At 63.7% G+C, this 21,455-nt stretch carries 18 protein-coding genes; 11 read left to right on the top strand and 7 right to left on the bottom strand.

The features are described 5' to 3' along the window. The first annotated feature begins 222 nt into the window (after positions 1-222). From pcsA to ASG25_RS11285, 8 genes are all read left to right on the top strand, one after another. Positions 223-948, top strand: coding sequence for a phosphatidylcholine synthase (gene pcsA / locus ASG25_RS11320; protein ID WP_062473542.1), 726 nt, complete (start codon positions 223-225; stop codon positions 946-948). A gap of 10 nt (positions 949-958) precedes the next feature. After that, a complete protein-coding gene (locus tag ASG25_RS11315) occupies positions 959-1,933 on the top strand; it encodes a quinone oxidoreductase (RefSeq protein WP_062473539.1) in 975 nt (324 codons plus the stop codon). A gap of 49 nt (positions 1,934-1,982) precedes the next feature. Further along, positions 1,983-3,581: an ABC transporter ATP-binding protein gene (locus ASG25_RS11310; RefSeq protein ID WP_062473536.1), complete on the top strand. Its 1,599-nt coding sequence runs from the start codon at positions 1,983-1,985 to the stop codon at positions 3,579-3,581. Further along, entirely contained in the window at positions 3,571-4,668 is a 1,098-nt protein-coding gene (locus tag ASG25_RS11305; protein WP_062473532.1) for an ABC transporter permease, read from the top strand. Before ASG25_RS11310 ends, ASG25_RS11305 begins: the two co-directional genes overlap by 11 nt. A gap of 1 nt (position 4,669) precedes the next feature. Beyond that, complete coding sequence (locus tag ASG25_RS11300) at positions 4,670-5,590, top strand: ABC transporter permease (protein ID WP_062473529.1); 921 nt, start codon at positions 4,670-4,672, stop codon at positions 5,588-5,590. Between the two features lie 45 nt (positions 5,591-5,635). Next, the gene (locus ASG25_RS11295) at positions 5,636-6,706 is read left to right on the top strand and encodes a BMP family ABC transporter substrate-binding protein (RefSeq protein ID WP_062473526.1); all 1,071 of its coding nucleotides are present in this window, start codon (positions 5,636-5,638) and stop codon (positions 6,704-6,706) included. 255 nt (positions 6,707-6,961) lie between these two features. Next, on the top strand, positions 6,962-7,720 hold the full coding sequence (locus ASG25_RS11290; RefSeq protein WP_062473523.1) for a FadR/GntR family transcriptional regulator: 759 nt from the start codon (positions 6,962-6,964) through the stop codon (positions 7,718-7,720). A gap of 144 nt (positions 7,721-7,864) precedes the next feature. After that, positions 7,865-9,160, top strand: coding sequence for a hemolysin family protein (locus tag ASG25_RS11285; RefSeq protein ID WP_062473520.1), 1,296 nt, complete (start codon positions 7,865-7,867; stop codon positions 9,158-9,160). Positions 9,161-9,371: 211 nt separating this feature from the next. Here the strand turns inward: ASG25_RS11285 and ASG25_RS23145 are convergent, their stop codons facing one another. From ASG25_RS23145 to ASG25_RS11255, 7 genes are all read right to left on the bottom strand, one after another. Then, complete coding sequence (locus ASG25_RS23145; protein ID WP_164490740.1) at positions 9,372-9,518, bottom strand: hypothetical protein; 147 nt, start codon at positions 9,516-9,518, stop codon at positions 9,372-9,374. Between the two features lie 197 nt (positions 9,519-9,715). Continuing rightward, complete coding sequence (gene glp, locus ASG25_RS11280; protein ID WP_062473518.1) at positions 9,716-10,942, bottom strand: gephyrin-like molybdotransferase Glp; 1,227 nt, start codon at positions 10,940-10,942, stop codon at positions 9,716-9,718. Continuing rightward, the gene (gene moaC, locus ASG25_RS11275) at positions 10,939-11,442 is read right to left on the bottom strand and encodes a cyclic pyranopterin monophosphate synthase MoaC (RefSeq protein ID WP_062473515.1); all 504 of its coding nucleotides are present in this window, start codon (positions 11,440-11,442) and stop codon (positions 10,939-10,941) included. Before moaC ends, glp begins: the two co-directional genes overlap by 4 nt. Continuing rightward, positions 11,442-12,254 (bottom strand): indole-3-glycerol phosphate synthase TrpC, encoded by an 813-nt coding sequence (trpC, locus tag ASG25_RS11270; RefSeq protein WP_062473512.1) that lies wholly within the window; start codon positions 12,252-12,254, stop codon positions 11,442-11,444. The genes moaC and trpC overlap by 1 nt, the downstream gene beginning before the upstream one ends. Before the next feature lies 1 nt (position 12,255). Further along, a complete protein-coding gene (trpD, locus tag ASG25_RS11265) occupies positions 12,256-13,275 on the bottom strand; it encodes an anthranilate phosphoribosyltransferase (protein WP_062473510.1) in 1,020 nt (339 codons plus the stop codon). Between the two features lie 10 nt (positions 13,276-13,285). Continuing rightward, a complete protein-coding gene (locus ASG25_RS11260) occupies positions 13,286-15,175 on the bottom strand; it encodes a peptidylprolyl isomerase (protein ID WP_062473507.1) in 1,890 nt (629 codons plus the stop codon). Between the two features lie 131 nt (positions 15,176-15,306). Further along, positions 15,307-17,070 (bottom strand): hypothetical protein, encoded by a 1,764-nt coding sequence (locus ASG25_RS11255; RefSeq protein WP_062473505.1) that lies wholly within the window; start codon positions 17,068-17,070, stop codon positions 15,307-15,309. A gap of 215 nt (positions 17,071-17,285) precedes the next feature. Between ASG25_RS11255 and glmU the strand changes: the two genes are divergently transcribed. The 3 genes from glmU (at position 17,286) to ASG25_RS11240 (ending at position 21,455) form a co-directional block, all read left to right on the top strand. Further along, the gene (gene glmU, locus ASG25_RS11250; RefSeq protein ID WP_062473502.1) at positions 17,286-18,668 is read left to right on the top strand and encodes a bifunctional UDP-N-acetylglucosamine diphosphorylase/glucosamine-1-phosphate N-acetyltransferase GlmU; all 1,383 of its coding nucleotides are present in this window, start codon (positions 17,286-17,288) and stop codon (positions 18,666-18,668) included. Positions 18,669-18,797: 129 nt separating this feature from the next. Then, complete coding sequence (glmS, locus tag ASG25_RS11245) at positions 18,798-20,624, top strand: glutamine--fructose-6-phosphate transaminase (isomerizing) (protein WP_062473499.1); 1,827 nt, start codon at positions 18,798-18,800, stop codon at positions 20,622-20,624. Positions 20,625-20,741: 117 nt separating this feature from the next. Next, a complete protein-coding gene (locus tag ASG25_RS11240) occupies positions 20,742-21,455 on the top strand; it encodes a DUF502 domain-containing protein (RefSeq protein WP_062473497.1) in 714 nt (237 codons plus the stop codon).

The following is a 21,455-nucleotide window of genomic DNA, read 5'->3' as shown; positions in this document are numbered from 1 at the left end:
GAATGGTCACCATTGCCGCAGGCGATGCCTACGTCCACAACGGATTACGCTTGACGCTTTGCAATCGCTTGTTTTTGCTGGCAGGGCGGGGCAAACGATGCATAGTACGGGCATGCCGGCAGCGACCAGGTCGCGGCGGAGGAGGTGGTGTGGCATGACCTTTCCGTGTTTCGGGTGCCCCACCGAGTTTACGCTTAGCGTCAGCACAGGATGCGTCTGCCGATGAAGTTCTTCAATTACAAGCCGGTCCCCTATGCCGAGATCCGGGCTTTTTCGGTCCATGTTCTCACGGCGTCCGGTTCGTTCCTGGCATTTCTCGGCGTGGTCGCCGCGGCGGAGCACCGCTTCGTCGACATGTTCTGGTGGTTGGGCCTTGCGCTTGCGGTCGACGGCATCGACGGGCCGATCGCGCGCAAGGTGCGCGTCAAGGAGGTCCTGCCGAACTGGTCGGGCGATACGCTCGACAACGTCATCGACTACGTCACCTATGTCTTGTTGCCGGCGTTTGCGCTCTATCAGAGCGGCATGATCGGCGAACCCTGGTCCTTTTTTGCGGCCGGCGCGATCGTCATGTCCAGCGCCATCTACTATGCCGATATGGGCATGAAGACCGACGAGTATTTCTTCTCCGGTTTTCCGGTCGTCTGGAACATGGTCGTGTTCACGCTTTTCGTCGTCAAGGCGAGCGAGCTTGCCGCATCCATCGTCGTCTTCGTGTCGGTGTTCCTGACCTTCATGCCGATCAGCTTCCTTCATCCGGTGCGCGTGCGGCGGCTCCGCCCGCTCAATCTTGCGGTCTTCACGGCCTGGTCGGTGCTCAGCGCCTATGCGCTGCTGATGCATTTCGAGACGCCCGCCTGGGTCGTATGGGGTGTGGTCGCCACAGGCGTCTATCTCTATGTCATCGGGTTCATCCTGCAGATCTTTCCCAATCTTGGACGCGAATAGGAACAGGCTTATGGCAAGAGCAATCATGATCCGCGAGCTTGGCGGCCCCGATGTCCTGAAGATGGAAGGCGTGACCGTTCCGCCGCCCTCGCGCGGGGAGGTCCAGATCCGCCAGGAAGCGATCGGCGTGAATTTCATCGACGTGTACTTCCGCACAGGCCTCTACAAGGCTGCGAGCCTGCCCTTCATTCCCGGCAAGGAGGGGGCGGGGATCGTCACGGCCGTCGGCGACGGCGTCTCGCTGTTTTCTCCGGGCGACCGCGTTGCCTATGCGGGCGCCGACGGCGCCTATGCGAGCGAGCGCAATATCGACGAGCAGCAGCTGATCAAGGTCCCGGACGATATTCCGCTGGAGACGGCCGCTGCCATGATGCTCAAGGGCATGACGGCGCAGTATCTTCTGAACCAGACGTTTCCTGTCGGGCCGGATACGGTTCTCCTGTTTCATGCCGCCGCAGGCGGCGTCGGGCAGATCGCGGGGCAGTGGGCCAAGGCTCTCGGGGCGACGGTGATCGGCACGGCCGGATCGCCGGAGAAGATCGCGATGGCGCTGGAGCACGGCTACGATCATGTGATCGACTATCGGACCGACGATTTCGTGGCGCGGGTCAAGGACATCACGCACGGCAAGGGCGTCGATGTCGTTTACGATTCCGTCGGCAAGGATACCTATCCGGCGTCGCTCGACTGCCTGAAGCCGCGGGGTCTCTGGGTCAGTTTCGGCAATTCGTCGGGCGCGGTCGAGGCCTTCAACATCGGCATTCTCTCGCAGAAGGGATCGCTGTTCGCCACCCGTCCGACGCTCTACTCCTACACCTCGACACGCCCGCAGCTCGAGGCATGTGCAAACTCGTTGTTTGATGTTGTGCGCAGCGGCAAAGTGCGTATCAATATCAACCAGACGTATGCTCTCGACGATGCCGGCAAGGCGCATGCGGATCTGGAAGCCCGGAAGACGAGCGGAACAACTTTGCTGATCCCCTGAGAAGCCGAAACGGCGCCTGGGCATCTGCGGCATATAAGAGAGGGATGGCGTGGCGGTTGATGTGCCCAGCGCTGACGGCGCCTTGCTGTGGGCCAGCAAGCTGACGAAGATTTTCGGGACATTTGCCGCCTGCAACGGGATCGATCTCGATATCCGGCCCGGTGAAATCCATGCCCTCCTCGGCGAAAACGGCGCCGGAAAGTCCACGCTGGTCAAGATGCTGTTCGGGGTTCTGAGCCCCAGTAGCGGGCAGATCACGTGGCGCGGCCAGCCGGTGCACATCGCAAGCCCGGGTGCGGCCCGTCGTCTCGGCATCGGCATGGTGTTCCAGCATTTCTCGCTGTTCGAGGCGCTGACCGTGGCCGAAAACATCGCGCTGTCGATGGATCCGGGCATCTCGCTCGGCAAAATTTCCGACGAGGCCGCCGCTCTCTCGATCAGCTACGGCCTGCCGCTTGATCCCAAGGCACATGTGGCCGATCTGTCGGTCGGCGAACGCCAGCGCATCGAGATCGTCCGGGCACTGCTGCAGAATCCGCAGCTCATCATTCTCGATGAACCGACCTCCGTGCTGACGCCGCAGGAGGCAGATAGGCTGTTTGAGACCCTTGCCAAGCTCAAGGCCGAGGGACGCTCCGTGCTCTACATCAGCCACCGGCTAGAGGAGGTCCAGCGTATCTGCGACCGCGCGACTGTTCTTCGCCACGGCAAGGTGACGGGCGCCTGCGACCCGCGGCAGGAAACGCCGGCCTCGCTTGCCCGCATGATGGTGGGCAGCGACGTGGCGCATGTGAGCGCAACGGGAATGTCGACCAAGGGAACGGTGCAGCTTGAGGCACGGCATCTGAAGGCCGCAGCGCGCACGCCCTTTGCGGTTTCGCTCAAGGATATCTGTCTGAAGGTTCATGCCGGCGAGGTGCTGGCGATCGCGGGCGTTGCCGGGAACGGGCAGGGCGAACTGTTCGACGCCCTCTCGGGCGAGTATCCGACGGGAGACAATGCGGCGGTGTTCATCCGCGAGAAACCGGTCGGCCGGCAGGGCATCAACCAGCGACGGGCGCTCGGCGCCGGCTTCGTGCCCGAAGAACGTCATGGGCATGCCGCGGTGTCGGCGCTGCCGCTGTCGGACAATCTGGTGCTCGCCCGCTATTCCTCCGACAAAAAGGCGTTTCTCGGCGGCGGCGCGCTCGGGCTCATCCGCAGCAGCGCCGTGAAGCGGGCCGCAAAGCGGATTTCCGAGGCGATGGATGTGCGCAAGAGCGGCGACGATCCGCCGGCAGGCTCGCTCTCCGGCGGCAATCTGCAAAAGTTCATCGTCGGGCGCGAGCTCGATCGTCAACCGTCGGTTCTTATCGTCAACCAGCCGACCTGGGGCGTGGACGCGGGTGCTGCGAGCCGGATCCGCCAGGCGCTGGTGGATCTCGCAAAGGCAGGTTCCGCCGTGTTGATCATCAGTCAGGATCTCGATGAAATCTTTGAAGTGGCGACCGAAATCGCCGTGATCAACGAGGGCAGGCTCTCCGAGATCTATCCGGCAGCAACACTGTCCCGGGAGAAGATCGGACTCCTCATGGGGGGCATGCACGGGACGACTGCGTCCGAGGCCACCCCTGGCGCGACCGTGAACGAGGGCGCCCATGCGCATTGAACTTGAAAAACGGCCGAAGGTTTCGGTTCTCTATGCGTTTCTGTCCCCGATCATCGCGCTGGGTCTCACGATCGTCGCGGGGGCGATCCTGTTCAGCATTCTCGGCAAGGATCCGGGACTGGCGCTCTACAGTTTCTTCATCGAGCCGCTGACCGAGGTCTGGTCGCTGCACGAACTTGCCATCAAGGCGGCTCCTCTGATCCTCATCGCCGTCGGGCTTTCCGTCTGTTACCGGTCCAACAACTGGAATATCGGTGCGGAAGGCCAGTTCATCATGGGGGCGGTCGCAGGCTCGATCGTTCCCGTCGTCTTTCACGAATGGCATTCGTCTCTCGTCCTGCCGCTGATGCTGGTCATGGGCATGATCGGCGGCGCGCTCTATGCCGCGATCCCGGCCTTTCTCAAGGCCCGGATGAACACGAACGAGATCCTCACGAGCCTGATGCTGGTCTACGTCGCGCAGTTGTTCCTCGACTGGCTGGTGCGCGGTCCGTGGCGCGACCCCGGCGGGTTCAATTTTCCCGTGACGCGCGAGTTTTCGCCGGAAGCGATCCTGCCGGAGATGATTGCCTCGGGCCGCGCCAATTACGGCTTTGCCTTCGCCATCATCGCAGCGCTCGCCATCTGGTTCATGATGCGCTTCACGCTGAAGGGTTTCGAGATTACGGTTCTCGGGCAATCGGAACGCGCAGGGCGGTTTGCCGGCTTCTCCTCGAGGCGGATGATCTGGTTCTCGATGCTGCTCTCCGGCGCCCTGGCCGGACTTGCCGGGATCTCCGAGGTTTCCGGCGCCATCGGCAAGCTGCAGCCGGTCATTTCTCCCGGCTACGGCTTTACCGCCATCATCGTCGCCTTTCTCGGACGCCTGAACCCTATCGCGATCATCGTCGCGGGCCTTGTTCTCGGCCTGACCTATCTCGGCGGCGAGGCGGCGCAAATCTCGCTCAGCCTGTCCGACAAGGTGGTGCGGGTGTTCCAGGGCCTGCTGCTCTTCTTCGTGCTTTCCTGCGACACGCTGATCCAGTACCGCATCCGGATCCTGTGGCGGCAGATGCGCCGCGAAACTCCGGCCGAAGGAGCGCTCTGACATGGGTATCATCGAGGCGATCCTCCTCACGGTGATCACGGCGGCGACGCCGCTCGTGATTGCGGCTGCGGGCGAACTCGTGACCGAGCGGTCGGGCGTGCTGAACCTCGGCGTCGAAGGCATGATGATCATGGGCGCCGTCTGCGCCTTTGCCGCGACCCAGGCGACCGGCTCGCCCTATGTCGGGATCCTCGCGGGCGTGCTGTCCGGCACGCTGTTCTCGCTGCTCTTCGGGTTCCTGACCCTGACGCTCGTGGCCAACCAGGTCGCGACCGGTCTGGCGCTCACCATTCTCGGCCTCGGCCTTTCGGGACAGATCGGGGAGCCCTATGCAGGCCAGTCGGGCATCAAGCTGCCGCAGATCGTGTTTCCCATTCTCAGCGACATTCCGTTTCTCGGCCGGGTGCTGTTTCGCCAAGACTTGATCTTCTACCTCTCGATCGCGCTCATTGCCGGCATCCACTGGTTCCTGTTTCGCAGCCGTGCCGGGCTGAAGCTGCGCTCGGTCGGCGACAATCACGGTTCGGCGCACGCGCTCGGCATCAATGTCATCCGGACGCGCTATCTTGCCGTCATGTTCGGCGGGGGCTGTGCCGGGCTCGCCGGCGCGCAGTTGTCGCTCGTCTACACGCCGCAGTGGGTTGAGAACATGTCCGCCGGGCGCGGCTGGATCGCGCTTGCGCTCGTGGTTTTCGCGTCCTGGAGACCGTGGCGGATCGTGGCCGGCGGCTATCTCTTCGGTGCCGTCTCCATCAGCCAGCTCTACGCGCAGAGCAACGGCATCAACGTGCCGTCGCAGCTGCTGTCGGCTCTTCCCTACCTTGCAACGATCGTCGTCCTCGTGCTCATCTCGCAGAACCGCCGGATGACGATGATCAATACGCCGGCGTCGCTCGGCAAGCCCTTCGTGCCCGATCGCTGACCCGATCGGCCGCAGATATCTGTTCGACAACATGAGAGGTCCAAAATGAAGAAACTTATCCTCGCTCTCGTCGCCACGACGGCGGCCATCGGCTTTGCCGCGTCGGCAAGCGCCCAGGACAAGGCCAAGATCTGCTTCGTCTATGTCGGTTCGAAGTCGGACGGCGGCTGGACGCAGGCCCACGAGCTCGGCCGTCAGGAACTGGAAAAGGCGCTCGGCGACAAGATCGAGACGCAGTTCCTCGAAAACGTGCCGGAAGGTCCGGACGCGGAACGCGCAATCGAGCGCCTGTCCCGCTCCGGCTGCGGGCTGATCTTCACCACCTCGTTCGGCTTCATGGATGCGACCGCCAAGGTTGCTGCCAAGTTCCCGAAGGTGATGTACGAGCATGCGACCGGCTACAAGACGGCGCCGAATGTCTCGACCTATAACAGCCGCTTCTACGAAGGCCGCTACATCCAAGGCCAGATTGCAGCCAAGATCTCCGAGAAGGGCGTTGCCGGCTACATCGCCTCCTTCCCCATCCCCGAAGTGGTCATGGGCATCGACGCCTTCGTGATCGGTGCGCGTTCGGTGAACCCGGACTTCAAGATCAAGGTCGTCTGGGCAAACACCTGGTTCGACCCGGGCAAAGAGGCCGATGCCGCCAAGGCGCTGATCGACCAGGGCGTCGATGTGCTGACCCAGCACACCGATACGACCGCTCCGATGCAGGTTGCCGCCGAGCGTGGCATCAAGGCGTTCGGCCAGGCATCCGACATGATTGCCGCCGGGCCGAAGACGCAGCTGACCGCGATCAAGGACACCTGGGGTGCGTATTACATCAAGCGCACGCAGGCCTTCCTCGATGGCAAGTGGACGAGCGTGACCAGCTGGGACGGGCTGAAGGACGGCATCCTGACGATGGCGCCCTACACCAACATGCCGGACGATGTGAAGGCGATGGCAGAGGCAACGCAGAAGAAGATCGAATCGGGCGAGCTCAAGCCGTTCTCAGGCCCGCTGAAGAAGCAGGACGGAAGCGTCTGGCTCAAGGAAGGCGAGACCGCCGACGACGGAACGCTGCTCGGCCTGAACTTCTATGTCGAAGGCGTGGACGACAAACTGCCGCAATAAGGGCAGGGCACGTCCGCCGAGGACACCATTCGACCATATCAGCGCAGGGCCGTGTCACACGGCCCTGCGTTTTTAAGCGCCGTGTTGACAAGCACGGCATTTTTCCGACATTGCTTTTGAATTCCATTCTGCCTGAGAATGAAACGAAAATTCTACCTGTCTCCAAGACACCGATATTGTCATATGATATGATTTTTCCGTCGTCCGGGAGGAACGTGGCGATGGAACGCGTATCGAGTCCGACGAGGGGGAAGCATGAAAAAGGGTCCGCTGGAGACACTGATAACCGGCGTCGATACGCGCACGAGCCATTCGCAGGTGGTGGACGTGCTCGGCCGCGCGATCATCTCGGGTGAATTTCCGGTCGGCACCATTCTGCCTGGCGACCAGGATCTGGCGATGCGCTTCAAGGTGTCCCGAACGGTTCTTCGCGAGGCCATGAAGACGCTGGCTGCCAAGGGCTTGATCGTTCCGCGGGCGCGCATCGGCACACGGGTCACGGCGCGCAACCAGTGGAATCTCTTCGACAGCGATATCCTGACCTGGCATTTCCACAACGGGATCGACGAGGATTTTCTGACGCATATCAGCGAGGTGCGCATGGCCTTCGAGCCGCATGCGGCGGCGCTGGCCGCGATCCACGCGACGGAAGCCGAGATCAGCCACATGATGCGACTCGCGGTCGCCATGGGCGATCCGGCGCATACGCCCGAATCGCTGGCCGTTGCCGACCTTCGCTTTCACCTCGCCGTGGCCGAGGCCTCGGCCAATCCTTTCATGCGCAGCGTGGGCAGCCTGATCGAGGCGGCGCTCGTCGGCATCTTCAAGCTGAGTTCGCCGGCCGCAGATCGCGAGGGGATCGAAGATGTTTCGCGCAACCACATCCGCATCGTCGAGCAGATCAGCCGAAGAGACGAAGCCGGGGCGAGAGCGGCCATGGAAGTGGTGATCCGGGTGGGTCGCGCACGGGTTCGCGTGGCCATGGACGACGTGCCGCAGACGGTCGCCGGCTGACAATCCACGGCCTGTCCCTGCAAGAATGGTGAAACTTGGCCGATCTCGCCTTGCTGCATTGCGCGGTTCCGCCTATTTCATGAAAACGATGAAATCGCGCGCCCTCAAACCTGCAGGGCGTGGAGCATCGGTTTTCGAGGATCCATGTCCGAACTGCTGGTTATTTTCGTCCTTCTCCTGATCAACGCCTTCTTTGCCATGTCGGAAATGGCGCTCGTGTCGGTCAGCCGTCCGCTCCTGCGGCAAATGGCCCGGCAGGGAAACGTTCGGGCGGAGATGGCGCTCAATCTGGCGGAAGACCCGGGCAAGTTCCTATCCACCGTCCAGGTCGGCATCACGCTCGTGGGAACGCTCGCCGGTGCCTACGGTGGTGCAACGATTGCCGACAAGCTCGCACCGGTCCTCAACGACATCAGCTGGATCAATCCCTACGGCAGCACCGTCTCGGTGGCCGTGGTCGTCACGCTCATCACCTATCTCTCGGTCGTCATCGGCGAGCTCATTCCCAAACAGCTGGCGCTGCGCAATTCCGAGGGCATCGCCATGTTCGTGGCGCGGCCGATGTCGGTCCTCTCCAAGGTGGTCTCACCCGTTGTCTATCTGTTCGAAGGCTCGGCAAAGGTCTTCATGCGCGTCTTCGGCGTCAGCAGCAACAAGGACGCGGTGACGGAAGAAGAGGTCCAGGCGATCATGGCCGAGGGCGTCGAAAGCGGCGCGATCGAGAAATCCGAGCATGAGATGCTCCGCCGGATCATCCGGCTTGGAGATCGCAACGTCAAATCGATCATGACCCACCGGACCGAGGTGAGCTTCATCGATGCCAACGACACGCTGGAAGCGGTGCGCGCGAAGATCGAGCAGACGTCGCACTCCCGCTATCCGGTCATGGACACAGCGACGGGCGAGATCCTCGGCGCCGTGCTCGTGAAGGAGGTCCTGAACGTCGGCGGACGCGGCGCTTTCGACATCAGGGTGTTCGTCAAGGAACTCCACGCGCTGCCGGAAACGGCGTCCTGCCTGAAGGCCCTGGAGGCCTTCAAGTCTTCCCGCATCAACATGGCCATGATCGTCGACGAGTACGGCAGCATTGAAGGCATCATCACCATCGCCGACATTCTCGAGGCGATCGTCGGCGTGCTGCCCTCGAATTACGACGACATCGAACATGCGTTGATCCGCCAGCGCGATGACGGATCCTACCTTGTGGACGGCCGGACGCCGATCGACGAGATCCATCTCACCATCGGCATTGATGAAATCGATTCGGATGGAAGCTATGAGACGATCGCCGGGTTTCTTGTTCAGGAACTGCGAAAATCTCCGGAGGAGGGCGATGTCGCAGAAGCGTTCGGCTACCGGTTTGAAGTGGTCGACATGGACAGTCGGCGGATCGACAAGATCCTCGTGTCGAAACTGGACGTCGCCCCGCCCGAACGGTGAGGGCCGGGGCCGAGGTCGGGGCCGGGAGGGTCGCCCCGTCCGCCAAACGCGAGTGCCAAACAACAAAAAGGTCGGGGCGTGCCCGACCTTTCGTTCTCAGAGTTCTTGTAACCTGCTAGTTCATCCGTAGTCAGATCACCTGACACTGAGCATCTGCTGGAACAGTAAATACAGTGTTAACGCGTAAGTCTTGCGCCACGCTGGAGGGAATTCACTTTTCCTGAACCGAGATGCCGCTTTCGCCGATCTTGAGTTCGACGCCCTCAGGTTCCTTTTCCCGGTCGTAGATGTAGACGCCCATGACGATGACAAGGACGACCAAGGCGCCCAGAAGAGCGTAAAGTCCGTTTCGGTTCATGCTGATATCCCCTTCGTTACCGATACTTACCGACGCCGGACATAGGGCGGGCATGCGATTTGAAAAGATCCGGTAGGGCTTCGAACCACGATCGCTCATGCATGTCGCCCGAACGTGTGCAGCGGTTTCGGGAAACGACATGCATCAGAACATGACCTTAAAGCGCGTTGCGTGAATCCTTTTTCACGCAACGCGCTTTAGAGAAGGGGGACGTCGCGGAGCATGAACACGGTGCAGGCAGACCCCGCCTCGGTCTCGTGTGCCTCCGGCGGCCGGACGATCAGCGCATCGGCGCGCGCAAAGATCTGCATCATCGAGGAATCCTGTCGCTCGAAGGGGGTGGCCGACATGCGCCCGTCCGGCAGACGGTCGAGTTTCGCGCGGATATAATCCTGGCGCTTGTCATTGGCTGAAAGCGCCTTCGTGGTGATCGCGGTGGCGAGACGGTTTCGCTCGGGCAGGTGGCCGAGGGCAAGAACCAGCGGCTCCAGAAACAGGAAGCCGCAGACGAGGCTGGAGACCGGATTGCCGGGCAGGCCGAGCACCTGCATCTCGCCAAGGCGGCCGACCATCAGCGGCTTGCCGGGCCGCATCGCGATCCGCCAGAAGTCGAGCTCCATGCCGGCGCCGACCAGTGTCGACTGCACGAGGTCGTGATCGCCGACGGAGGCGCCACCCAGCGTCACGAGAACGTCCGCACCTGTCGTCCGTGCCACTGCAAGCTTTTCCTCGATGCTCGAGCGTCGGTCCGGTGCGATGCCGAGATCGATCACCTCCGCGCCGTTCTCCCGCGCGATGGCAGCAATGCCGAGCGTGTTCGACGCGATGATCTGGTCGGGACCAGGCGTGCTTCCCGGCGGCAGCAGTTCATCTCCGGTCGCAAGGATGGCAACCCGCACGCGCCGGTAGACGGGCAGCCTGTCATGGTTCATGCCCGCCGCAACGGTGAGGCGGCCGGAATCGAGGCGCTCGCCGGCCTGCAGCACGACGTCGCCCTCGCGGAAATCCTGCCCCTTCGGGCGGATATGGCGACCCTTTGCCGGCACGAAGCGGGTCCGGATACGGCTGCCCTCCAGCCTTTCCGCATCTTCCTGGATCAGAACCGTGTCGGCGCCCTGGGGGACAGGTGCGCCGGTAAAGATGCGCACGGCCTGTCCTTCAAGGACGGTCCCCGAAAAGCGGCTGCCGGCGGCGGACTCCCCGATGACGGTCAGGTGGGTGTCCAGCTCCGCGATGTCGGCGCTGCGCAGCGCGTATCCGTCCATCGCGGACGAATCGAAGGGGGGGTGCGTGATCCGGGACGCGACGTCCTGCGCCAGCACGCGCCCTTGTGCGTCTGCAATGGCGACCCACTCGGTTTCGGTCACCGGGCTCGCGGCCGACAGCAGGCGGTGAAGCGCCGTCTCGACGGGAAGCAGGCTCATGCGGCGCCCGTCTCGTCGCGACCACGGATATAATCACCGGAACGTCCGCCGGATTTCTTCAGAAGCTGGATACCGCCGATCTCCATCTCGCGATCGACGGCTTTCGCCATGTCGTAGATCGTCAGGCAGGCGATGCTTGCCGCCGTCAGCGCTTCCATCTCCACGCCGGTACGGCCGTTGAGCTTGGCCAGCGTTTCGACGCGCAGGCCGGGCAGGGTTTCGTCGGGTCGGATGTCGACGGAGACCTTGCTGAGCATCAGCGGATGGCAAAGCGGAATGAGGTTTGCCGTCTGCTTGGCCGCCATGATGCCGGCGAGCCGCGCCGTTCCGATGACGTCGCCTTTCTTGGCGTCGCCGGCCAGGATGATGCGCAGCGTCTCCGGCTGCATGCGGACATAGCCTTCGGCCACGGCGATGCGGACGGTCTCGCTCTTGTCGCCGACATCGACCATGCTGGCCTCGCCGGTTTCGCCGAGATGGGTGAGCGGCGTTCCGGACATCACTCGGCTGCCTGCCGTGTCGCATCGGACAGCAGGCGCCGTGTGGCCGCGGCCACGTCGTCCTGCCGCATCAGGCTCTCGCCCACGAGGAACGTGCCGATTCCCACCGCCTTCAGCCGCGCGCAATCGAGGGGGGTGAAGATGCCGCTCTCGCCGACGAGATGCCGGTCGTCCGGTACCATGGGCGCAAGCCGCTCGGACACGGCAAGGTCCACGGCAAAGGTCTTCAGGTTGCGGTTGTTGATGCCGAGAAGGGGCGACGACAGCCGCAGGGCGCGCTCCATCTCCGGTTCGTCATGCACTTCGACGAGCACATCCATGCCGAGGTCGAACGCGCAGTCCTCCAGACGTTGCGCGTCGTCATCGGTGAGCGACGCCATGATGAGGAGGATGCAGTCGGCACCCCAGGCGCGGGCCTCATGCACCTGATAGGTCTCGAACATGAAATCCTTGCGAAGTGCCGGCAGGGCGCAGGCGGCGCGCGCGGCGGTGAGAAAGTCGGGTGCGCCCTGAAAGCTCGGTCCGTCCGTCAGAACCGACAGACAGGTCGCCCCGCCGTCCTCATAGGCCTTTGCGAGCGCGGGCGGATCGAAATCGGGCCGGATCAGGCCCTTGCTGGGGCTGGCCTTCTTGATCTCGGCGATCAGACCGAACCGGCCAGCGGCCCGCTTCGCCTCGAGCGCTTTCAGGAAGCCACGCGGGGCTTCCTGGCCGGAGATCAGGGCTTTGAGGTCGTCGAGCGGGACGCGTGCCTTTGCGGCGGCGATTTCCTCACGCTTGTAGACTTCGATGCGGTGCAGAATGTCGCTCATGTCAGGCCTCCATTGTATTGGAGACGCGCACGAGCGCCTCGAGCGCTGCCCGTGCCGCGCCAGTCTCGAGCGCTTCCCGCGCCATTGCCATCCCCTCGGTCAACGATCCGGCACGACCGGAGATGACCAGCGCGGCAGCGGCATTGGCAAGCGAGATGTCGCGATAGGGCGTGACATCGCCCGCAAGGACGCCGGACAGCGCCTTTGCATTGTGCGCGCCGTCGCCGCCCTTCAGAGCGGCAAGATCGACGGTCGGGAGACCAAAATCGGCGGGGGTGAGGTCGAAGGTACGAATCGCACCGTTCTCGATTGCCGCAACACGGGTCGTGCCGGTCGTGGTGATCTCGTCCAGACCTTCGCCATGGACGACCCAGACACTGACGGATCCGAGATCGCGCAGCACCTCGGCCACGGGCACCACCCAATGCGGCGAGAAGACGCCGACAAGCTGCCGTCCGACGCTGGCGGGATTGGAAAGCGGGCCGAGCAGGTTGAAGATCGTGCGGGTGCCGAGTTCGACCCGGGTGGGGCCGACATGGCGCATGGCCGAATGGTGCTGTTGCGCGAACATGAAGCCCACGCCGGCATCGCGGATGCAACGAGCGATCACGTCGGGCGCGATATCCAGCTTGACGCCGAGACAGGACAGCGCATCGGCCGTTCCGGATTTGGAGCTCAGCGCGCGGTTGCCGTGCTTGGCGACAGGAACGCCGGCACCCGCCACGATCAGAGCGGCAAGGGTCGAGATGTTGTAGGTCCCGGCGCCGTCTCCGCCGGTGCCAACGATGTCGATCGCATCCGCCGGTGCGTCCACGGTCAGCATCCGGGCGCGCATGGCGCCGACCGCACCGACGATCTCATCGACCGTCTCTCCGCGCACACGGAGCGCCATCAGGAAGCCGCCGATCTGCGAGGGCGTCGCGGCGCCGGACATGATGATCTCGAAGGCGGCGCGCGCGTCGTCCCGGTCGAGCGCCTGACCGAGCGCCACCTTGGCGATGAAGGGTTTGAGGTCCGCCATCCGTGCCCGCCTACCGCTGCGCCAGCGACGCTTCCGCCAGCTGCTGGTTGATCGAAACGCCGTAGCGGGTCTGCAGCTCGGTGACCATCTGGTCGAGGATATCGTCACCACTTGCCTGGGCGATGGCATCCACCTGACGGTTGTCCTGGTCCAGCGCATCGCCTGTGCTGTTCTCGACGCTCGTGACCTTGAGCAGGATCTGGCCTTCGCCATCCGTGCCGGCGGCGTTTGCCACAAGGCCGTTGGGGCCACCAAAGGCTGCGGTGACGGCAGCCGGCGACAGGGCGGCATCCTGTGCGGTGCGCCGCAGGCCCGTCTTGGTCTCCACGGCGATGCCGAGTTCCGTCGCGATGGTCTGCAGGGTTTCCCCCTTCTCGACACGCGCCTTCAGTTCGGCTGCGCGCTTTGCCAGTTCGGCACGCTGCTGCTCGGCTGTCCAGTCGGCCACGACCTTCTCGCGCGATTCGTCCAGCGTCCGGTCCCGTGCCGGCATCACATCGTCGACTTCGAACCAGACATACCCATCCCGGCCGAGGTTGATCGGCAGGGCATCGGCGCCGGGATCCGTCTTGAAGATCTCGGCCAGCAATTCCTGCGGCTGCGGCAGATCGGCGATCTTCTCGCCTTGTGCGTCGTTGCCGCGCGCGTCGACGGCGGGAATGGAGACAGCTTTCAGATTGCTTTCCGTGGCGGCATCCTGAAGCGTCGCGCCGGAAACGCGGGCATCCTCGAACTTGTCGTGAATGGCGGTGATCTCGTTGCTCGCATTGGCCAGCGCCACCTCCTGGCGGAGCTCTTCCTTGACCTCGTCGAACGACCGGGTGACGGCCGGGCGGAGATTTGTGACGCGCAGGATAACCGGACCGAAGGCGCCATCGACAACCGGCGTCGTGCCGCCATCCGTGGCCACGGCAAAGGCGGCATCGCCCAGCTTTGCATCCGGCATCCGCTCGCGCGTGAAATCGCCGAGGAGGACGTCGCCGGATGTCTTGCCCTGTTCGGACACCAGCGTATCGAAGGTCGTGCCGGCACCGAGCTTTGCCGCCGCGGCATCCGCATCCGCGCGGCTGGCGAAGGTCAGCTGCTCGACGGTGCGCGTTTCCGGCGTGCTGAAGCTTGCCTTGCGCTTCTCGTAGTCGGCGCGCAGTTCCTCGTCGGTGACGGCGGCCGGATTGGCGATGTCAGACGGTTCCAGCTTGACGTAGGAGATCTTCCGCATTTCGGGTGCGCGGTACTCGGCCTTGTGCTCTTCGAACCAAGGCGCCAGCACGTCGTCGGCCGGGGCCTTGATCGGGTCGACATTGGCGTTGGAGAGCAGGAGGTAATCGATCGAGCGGGTCTCGTTCTGGTAGGTCTTGAGCGCATCTGTGAGAACGGACGGGGCCTTGAAGCCATCCGAAAGAGCCTCGACCACCTGCGACCGCACGGCGACCTGGCTGCGGTTCGTGATGTAGTCGACCTCGCGAAGCCCGGCATTGCGGAGCACGCTGGAAAAGATGGTGCGATCGAACTGGCCGTTGACGGCGCGGAAGGCAGGATCCTGGCTGATCAGCGTCGCCAGACGATCCTGCGACAGGCCGAGGTTCATGTCGCTCGACAGCTGGTCGAGCGTCGCGCCCGCAACGAGCTGCGAGTAGACCTGGGCTTCGACGCCGAACGCGCGGGCCTGATCGCGCGACAGGCGCGTGCCGAACTGGCGCGAGAGCTGGGCCAGCTGCCGCTCATAGGCGAGCCGGAAGTCGGCAGGAGAGACCTTGACGTCGCCGACCGTCACCACCGAGGTGGCGGCGCTCGGTGCGATCGTGGACGAAACGCCCCACACGGCGAACGAGGCGACGAGAATGATCAACAGGCCTTTGACGACCCAGGTCTGGGCGCCTCTCCTCAGCATTTCCAACATTAGACTGCGCACCTCAACCGAAAAAACACGCGTTCGCCCCGTGGCAAACCGTGTCGTTCCTTACTGCATAAATTTCGAAATCGGAATCAATTTAAGGAGAAATCGCAAAGGGCGCGGAACGATCCTGACCGTCACTCCGCGGCGCGCCGGACGGGTCGAACAAGTTCGTTGCGGATGAAGGCGTCATAGCAGGGCGTGAGGGCGATTTGCGTGTGCGTCGGACTTAGGGCCGGACTGTAGAGCTCGAGCAGCCGCGTCTGCGTTGGCGTGGCCGGACATGTCGGCATCAGGGCAAGATCCACGGCGCGGATCGCCGCCTCTTCCGCAGCGCCCGGCGGCGGGACGGCGCGTGTTGGGTCGGCGCCCACGGCGATGGCGCGCGGCGCCTGTCGGTCCATCAGCCACGGGAACGGGTTGACGAAATCGATCGACATGACCGTCTCGAATCGAACGTCGTCGCGGGCCTCCAGGGCCAGAACGGCGGAGATCGCGCGATCGGCGTTTTCGAGCCAGGCCCACTGGAAGTCGAAGTCGCTGAACAGGAGGACGGAGAACGGCTCGCCGGCGTCCGCCAGCGTATCGAAGGCCTTCCGGTTCTCGACGAACATCGCCTCCATCAATCGGGCGCGCGCCGCGAACTCCGGCCGGATGGCGAAGGCGCCGAGTGTGCGAAGGTTCCGATGCTCGAGAGGCACGGTCCCCAGCATGCCGACCACGGCGCGGCTCGCTTTCTGCACGATGAAAAGCGCTGGCGGGATGACCACGGCGAGCGCGAGCACGGCAACAACGCCCGAGCGCACCGTGTTTCCATGGTCACGGTGCTGATCGAGAACGACCGACAAGACGAGCGGGAAAAGGAAGATCAGCGGCTGGCTGCCGGTGTTCTGGCTTTCGAAGAACAGGCCGGCGAGGAGGAAGGCGGAAATCCACACGAAGGGAAGATCGAGCAGGGCAGCAATCGTCCCGGTCGAAGGGCGGCGCGCGACAGCCTGCAGCCTTTCGCGGACGAGGGGGAGATTGCCGAGGAGAAGCGCAAGGCAGAGGCCGGCGGTTGCAAGCGAGATGCCGATGTTCATCGACGCGGCGCGCAGCAGGCGCGGCAGCAGCGTTTCGTCGTTGAGACGCAAGAGCGCGAGGATGTCGTCCAGATAGGCAGACACGATGCCGGTTGCGCCTTCGAGAAGGATGAGCACGGCGGCGAAGATGCCGGCGGCCATCAGGGCAGACGTCAGGCGGAGCCGCCCCGCAAGGAGCGCCATCGTGCACATGAGCGCACCGGCGATGATGCCGGTGATCTTCGTGAAAAACAGGGCGAGCATGGCGACCGCCACGAGGCCACAGAGTTTTCGGCCGTTCGTCACGAAGACCAGAGCTGCCGACAAAACGTAGAGAAGCTGGCAGACCTGTCGGTTGTAGATGCCGAAGCCCTCGGCGCCGGGGTAGGGGTAGAAGTTGCCGATGTTGAAGGGCAAGAGGGCGTAGAGAAGGAATGGGACCAGCAGGGCAAAGGCGAGCGCGGTCGAGCGGCGTTGAACGTCCAGAAGCACCACGGCCATCAGGGGCGCGGTGACGACGAGAAGCGACCAGGCGGAGACGAGCAGGGGGTGTCCCTGCGGAAAGACACGGTTCAGGCCGGCGAAGAGATAATAACCGAGGGCGCCGACCGGCGCGAAGAAATCGACGGAGGGTATCTGCCCGCCGGATATCCGGTTGGTCACGTCGAGATAGATGTAGAGATCCCACATCATCGCGCCCATCAGCTGGGGGATGGTGGTCACAAGGGCGAGTGGCAGCAGCAGCAGAACTGCGACGAGGGTGAGGAGAGGCGCCAGCCGCTTCAGGCGAACGCGGAGGCCGTCCGGCGCTGCGAGCATTTCATTCGCGACGGATGCCATGGATCGCCTCAACGCGGCTGAGTTGTCGAACTATCCTGCTTATCGCATCGCGATCTTTTCATCGCGTTAACGGACCGCCGTGCCAAAGTCCGCCCCGGCCGCGTGCCAGACCCGCGTCTCGCACGGCTTGCAAATCGGCTTCGCGAATCCCGACCTTTTGTACTATGAGGCAGACGATCTGTCCGGCGTCCGGCCGGACGAGACAGGAGACATTGATGAGCCAGATCCCCGACACCCAAGCCCGCTCCTGTCTTGCCGTCGTTCTTGCCGCCGGCGAGAGCACCCGGATGAAGTCGTCCGTGTCCAAGGTGCTTCATCCCGTTGCGGGGCGCCCGATGATCGCACATGTGATGGAGGCGCTTGCCGGTGCCGACATTGAGGCGGCTGCTCTGGTCGTGGGTCGCGATGCCGATGCGGTCGCCGCTGCGGCGCGCCGGGCGGATCTGCCTGTCAGCACCCATCTGCAGACACAGCGTCTGGGAACGGGGCATGCGGTGCTCGCGGCGCGCGAGGCGATCGCGAAGGGCTATGACGACGTCATTGTCGTTTTCGGCGACACACCGCTGATCACGGCCGGCCCGCTCAAGGCGGCACGCGCGCGCCTGGCGGCCGGCGACGATGTCGTCGTCATCGGGTTTCGCACGGAGCGGCCAACCGGCTATGGTCGCCTCATCATCGAGAACGACGCGCTGCTGGCGATCCGCGAGGAAAAGGACGCGTCCGAAGCCGAGCGCGCCATCACCTATTGCAATGGCGGTCTCATGGCGATCAACGGTCGGCGGGCCCTCGCGTTTCTCGATGCCATCGGCAACGACAATGCCAAGGGCGAATACTACCTGACGGACGTGGTGGAAGTAGCCCGGGCAGCCGGGGGCAAGACGATCGCGATCGAAGCGCCTGAAACCGAACTCATGGGGTGCAACAATCGCGCGGAACTGGCTGCGATCGAGGCGGCGTGGCAGGCGCGTCGGCGCCACGCGCTGATGATCGCGGGCGTGTCGATGATTGCGCCGGAAACCGTCTTTCTGTCCTACGATACCGAACTCGAACAAGACGTGCTCGTCGAGCCCAATGTCGTCTTCGGCCCGGGCGTCACCGTGGAGCGCGATGCCGTCATCCACGCCTTCTCGCATCTTGAAGGGGCACATGTCGCGGCCGGGGCCAACGTCGGGCCGTTCGCCCGCCTTCGTCCGGGCGCGCATCTCGGCCCGAACGCCAAGGTCGGGAATTTCTGCGAGATCAAGAAGTCGGAGATCGGCGCGGGGGCCAAGGTGAGCCACCTGACCTATATCGGCGATGCCGTCATCGGCCCGGAAGCCAATATCGGCGCCGGAACCGTCACCTGCAATTATGACGGCGTGAACAAGCACGTTACCCGCATCGGCGCAAAGGCGTTCATCGGCTCCAACGCCTCTCTGGTGGCGCCCGTCACCATCGGCGACGGCGCCCTGATCGCATCCGGCAGCGTCATCACCGACGATGTGCCTGACGATGCTGCCGCATTCGGTCGGGCGCGCCAGGCCAACAAGCCGGGCCACGCAAAGGTGCTGCGCGAGCGGTATCTCGCGGAAAAGGCGGCAAGAAAGCCCAAGGCCTGAGCGCACCTCCCGCGCGGTGCCGCATTACCGGCTGACACCGAAAGTGACGGTGGGCCGGTTGCTCGCTTTGAAAAAAACAGTAGTCAGCTTAGTCCATAAGGTCTGGGGCTAACAGGATCGGAGAAAGTTATGTGCGGCATCGTCGGCATCGTCGGAGCGCGTCCCGTATCGGAGAGGCTGGTCGATGCGCTCAAGCGGCTCGAATACCGCGGCTATGATTCCGCGGGCGTCGCCACGATCCACCAAGGGCAGCTCGATCGGCGCAGGGCCGAAGGCAAGCTGTTCAACCTGGAGACGAAGCTTGCCGGCGATCCGCTTCCCGGCGCGATCGGCATCGCCCACACGCGCTGGGCGACACACGGCGCGCCAACGGAAAACAACGCCCATCCGCATTTTACCGACGGTGTGGCCGTCGTGCACAACGGCATCATCGAGAATTTCTCCGAGATCAAGGACGGGCTGGTCGCCGCAGGCGCGACGTTCTCGACCCAGACGGACACCGAAGTCGTTGCGCAGTTGCTCGCCAAGCTGCGCCGGGACGGGCTCGATGCACGGCAGGCCATGCAGGCCATGTTGCGGTCCGTCACCGGCGCCTACGCGCTTGCCGTCCTGTTCGCCGATACGCCGAACAAGATTCTTGCGGCCCGGTCCGGCCCGCCGCTGGCTGTCGGTTACGGGCGGGACGAGATGTTTCTCGGCTCGGATGCCATTGCCTTGGCGCCGTTCACAAACGAAATCACGTATCTCAACGATGGCGACTGGGCGGTGCTGACCGCGGACGGCGTCGAGATCCTCGATCATGACGGCCGGCAGGTGACGCGGCCCCGCCAGGTGTCGATCGCCGCTGCCTACATGGTCGACAAGGGCAATCACCGGCACTTCATGGAGAAGGAGATCTACGAGCAGCCGGAGGTCATTTCCCATGCGCTCGGGCACTATGTCGATTTCACCGAGAACCGCGTGAGCGTGGCGGCGTCGGCGATCGATTTCGAGCGCATCCCGAGCCTTGCCATCGCAGCCTGCGGTACGGCCTATCTGGCCGGGCTTATCGGCAAATACTGGTTCGAGCGCTATGCCCGGCTTCCCGTCGAAATCGACGTCGCTTCCGAATTCCGCTATCGGGACATCCCCCTCTCGTCCGACGCGGCGGCGCTGTTCATCTCGCAATCCGGCGAGACGGCCGACACGCTCGCTTCGCTCCGCTACTGCAGGGATCTGGGCCTCACGATCGGGGCGGTTGTCAACGCGCGCGAATCGACCATTGCACGCTCGTCCGATGCCGTCTTTCCGATCCTGGCTGGCCCGGAGATCGGCGTCGCCTCCACGAAGGCCTTTACCTGCCAGCTTGCGGTCCTCGCAGCGCTCGCCGTCGGTGCAGGTCGGGCTCGGGGAACGATTTCCGCCGAGGAGGAGCGCGTTCTCGTCCGGCACCTCGTCGAAATGCCGCGGATCATGGCGCAGGTGCTGAACACGATTCAGCCGAAGATGGAAAGCCTCGCGCGCGATCTCTCCAAGTGCCGGGACGTCTTGTACCTCGGCCGTGGCACGAGCTTTCCCCTCGCCATGGAGGGCGCGCTCAAGCTCAAGGAAATTTCCTACATCCACGCCGAGGGCTACGCTGCCGGCGAATTGAAGCACGGGCCCATTGCCCTGATCGACGAGAACATGCCGGTGATCGTGATCGCACCGCATGACCGCTTCTTCGAGAAGACCATCTCGAACATGCAGGAGGTCGCCGCGCGCGGCGGGAGGATCATCTTCATCACCGACGAGCGGGGTGCCAACGCCTCGAAGCTGGAGACGATGAGCACAATCGTGCTGCCGAACGTCGACGATCTGATATCGCCGATGATCTTCTCGCTGCCGATTCAGCTGCTGGCCTATCACACGGCGGTCTTCATGGGCACCGACGTCGATCAGCCGCGGAACCTGGCGAAGTCCGTGACGGTCGAATAGTCCGGCCAAGACGCGGTCGCAGCACGCCGTGCTGCACTGCGGCTTTTGCCATTGTCCGCTTGGCCGCAACGCCATATCATCGTGGCGTGGCGGCATCTCGGCGCCGATGGAATCAGCATGACGGAAGCTCAGACGCGTATCTCCCTTGCGACCCGGCTGCGGAACAACTTCCTGGCCGGGCTTGTCATCTGCGCGCCCATCGCCATTACCCTGTGGCTGACCTGGAGCTTTGTGCGCTGGGCCGACAGCTGGGTGAAGCCCTATATTCCGGCCCGTTACAATCCGGACAGCTACCTGAACTTCGCGGTGCCAGGCTTCGGCCTGCTCATCGCGCTGATCATCATCACCATCATCGGTTTTCTCGGCAAGAACCTGATCGGACGTTCGATCGTCAATGTCGGCGAGCAGGTGCTCAACCGCACGCCGCTCGTGCGCGGGCTCTACAAGAGCCTGAAGCAAATCTTCGAAACCGTTCTTAAGGAGCAGGGCACGCCGTTCAACAAGGCGGCGCTGATCGAGTATCCGAGCGCGGGTCTCTGGTCGCTGGTCTTCATCTCCACCGATGCAAAGGGCGAAATCGCCTCGAAATTCGATGCGATGGGGCGCGATATGGTGGCCTGCTTCATGCCGCCGACCCCCGTGCCGACGGCCGGTTTTCTCGTCTTCGTGCAGCGGGAAAAGATCGTACCCCTCGACATGAGCGCCGAGGATGCCGCCAAGCTCGTGATCTCGGTCGGTCTGGTCACGCCACCGGAAGGTGGGCCGGTGGCCGCGCCGGCGCGCAAGGGCCGCAAGGTCGCCGAGCCCGTCCCCGTCGTCATCGAGCCCTGA

Origin of the sequence: Rhizobium sp. Leaf384, assembly GCF_001424065.1 — a bacterium.
Lineage (GTDB): Bacteria > Pseudomonadota > Alphaproteobacteria > Rhizobiales > Rhizobiaceae > Ferranicluibacter.
Note: the sequence above shows the minus strand (reverse complement) of the source record. Positions and strands in the feature narration are given on the sequence as shown.

Coding starts and splice junctions, on each gene's coding strand:
- ASG25_RS11305 (WP_062473532.1), top strand. CDS start 3,571: ATGCGCATTGAACTTGAAAAACGGCCGAAGGTTTCGGTTCTCTATGCG.
- trpD (WP_062473510.1), bottom strand. CDS start 13,275: ATGGCGGACCTCAAACCCTTCATCGCCAAGGTGGCGCTCGGTCAGGCG.
- ASG25_RS11300 (WP_062473529.1), top strand. CDS start 4,670: ATGGGTATCATCGAGGCGATCCTCCTCACGGTGATCACGGCGGCGACG.
- glmU (WP_062473502.1), top strand. CDS start 17,286: ATGAGCCAGATCCCCGACACCCAAGCCCGCTCCTGTCTTGCCGTCGTT.
- trpC (WP_062473512.1), bottom strand. CDS start 12,254: ATGAGCGACATTCTGCACCGCATCGAAGTCTACAAGCGTGAGGAAATC.
- ASG25_RS11255 (WP_062473505.1), bottom strand. CDS start 17,070: ATGGCATCCGTCGCGAATGAAATGCTCGCAGCGCCGGACGGCCTCCGC.
- ASG25_RS11240 (WP_062473497.1), top strand. CDS start 20,742: ATGACGGAAGCTCAGACGCGTATCTCCCTTGCGACCCGGCTGCGGAAC.
- ASG25_RS11260 (WP_062473507.1), bottom strand. CDS start 15,175: ATGTTGGAAATGCTGAGGAGAGGCGCCCAGACCTGGGTCGTCAAAGGC.
- pcsA (WP_062473542.1), top strand. CDS start 223: ATGAAGTTCTTCAATTACAAGCCGGTCCCCTATGCCGAGATCCGGGCT.
- ASG25_RS11295 (WP_062473526.1), top strand. CDS start 5,636: ATGAAGAAACTTATCCTCGCTCTCGTCGCCACGACGGCGGCCATCGGC.
- ASG25_RS23145 (WP_164490740.1), bottom strand. CDS start 9,518: ATGAACCGAAACGGACTTTACGCTCTTCTGGGCGCCTTGGTCGTCCTT.
- ASG25_RS11285 (WP_062473520.1), top strand. CDS start 7,865: ATGTCCGAACTGCTGGTTATTTTCGTCCTTCTCCTGATCAACGCCTTC.
- moaC (WP_062473515.1), bottom strand. CDS start 11,442: ATGTCCGGAACGCCGCTCACCCATCTCGGCGAAACCGGCGAGGCCAGC.
- ASG25_RS11315 (WP_062473539.1), top strand. CDS start 959: ATGGCAAGAGCAATCATGATCCGCGAGCTTGGCGGCCCCGATGTCCTG.
- glmS (WP_062473499.1), top strand. CDS start 18,798: ATGTGCGGCATCGTCGGCATCGTCGGAGCGCGTCCCGTATCGGAGAGG.
- glp (WP_062473518.1), bottom strand. CDS start 10,942: ATGAGCCTGCTTCCCGTCGAGACGGCGCTTCACCGCCTGCTGTCGGCC.
- ASG25_RS11290 (WP_062473523.1), top strand. CDS start 6,962: ATGAAAAAGGGTCCGCTGGAGACACTGATAACCGGCGTCGATACGCGC.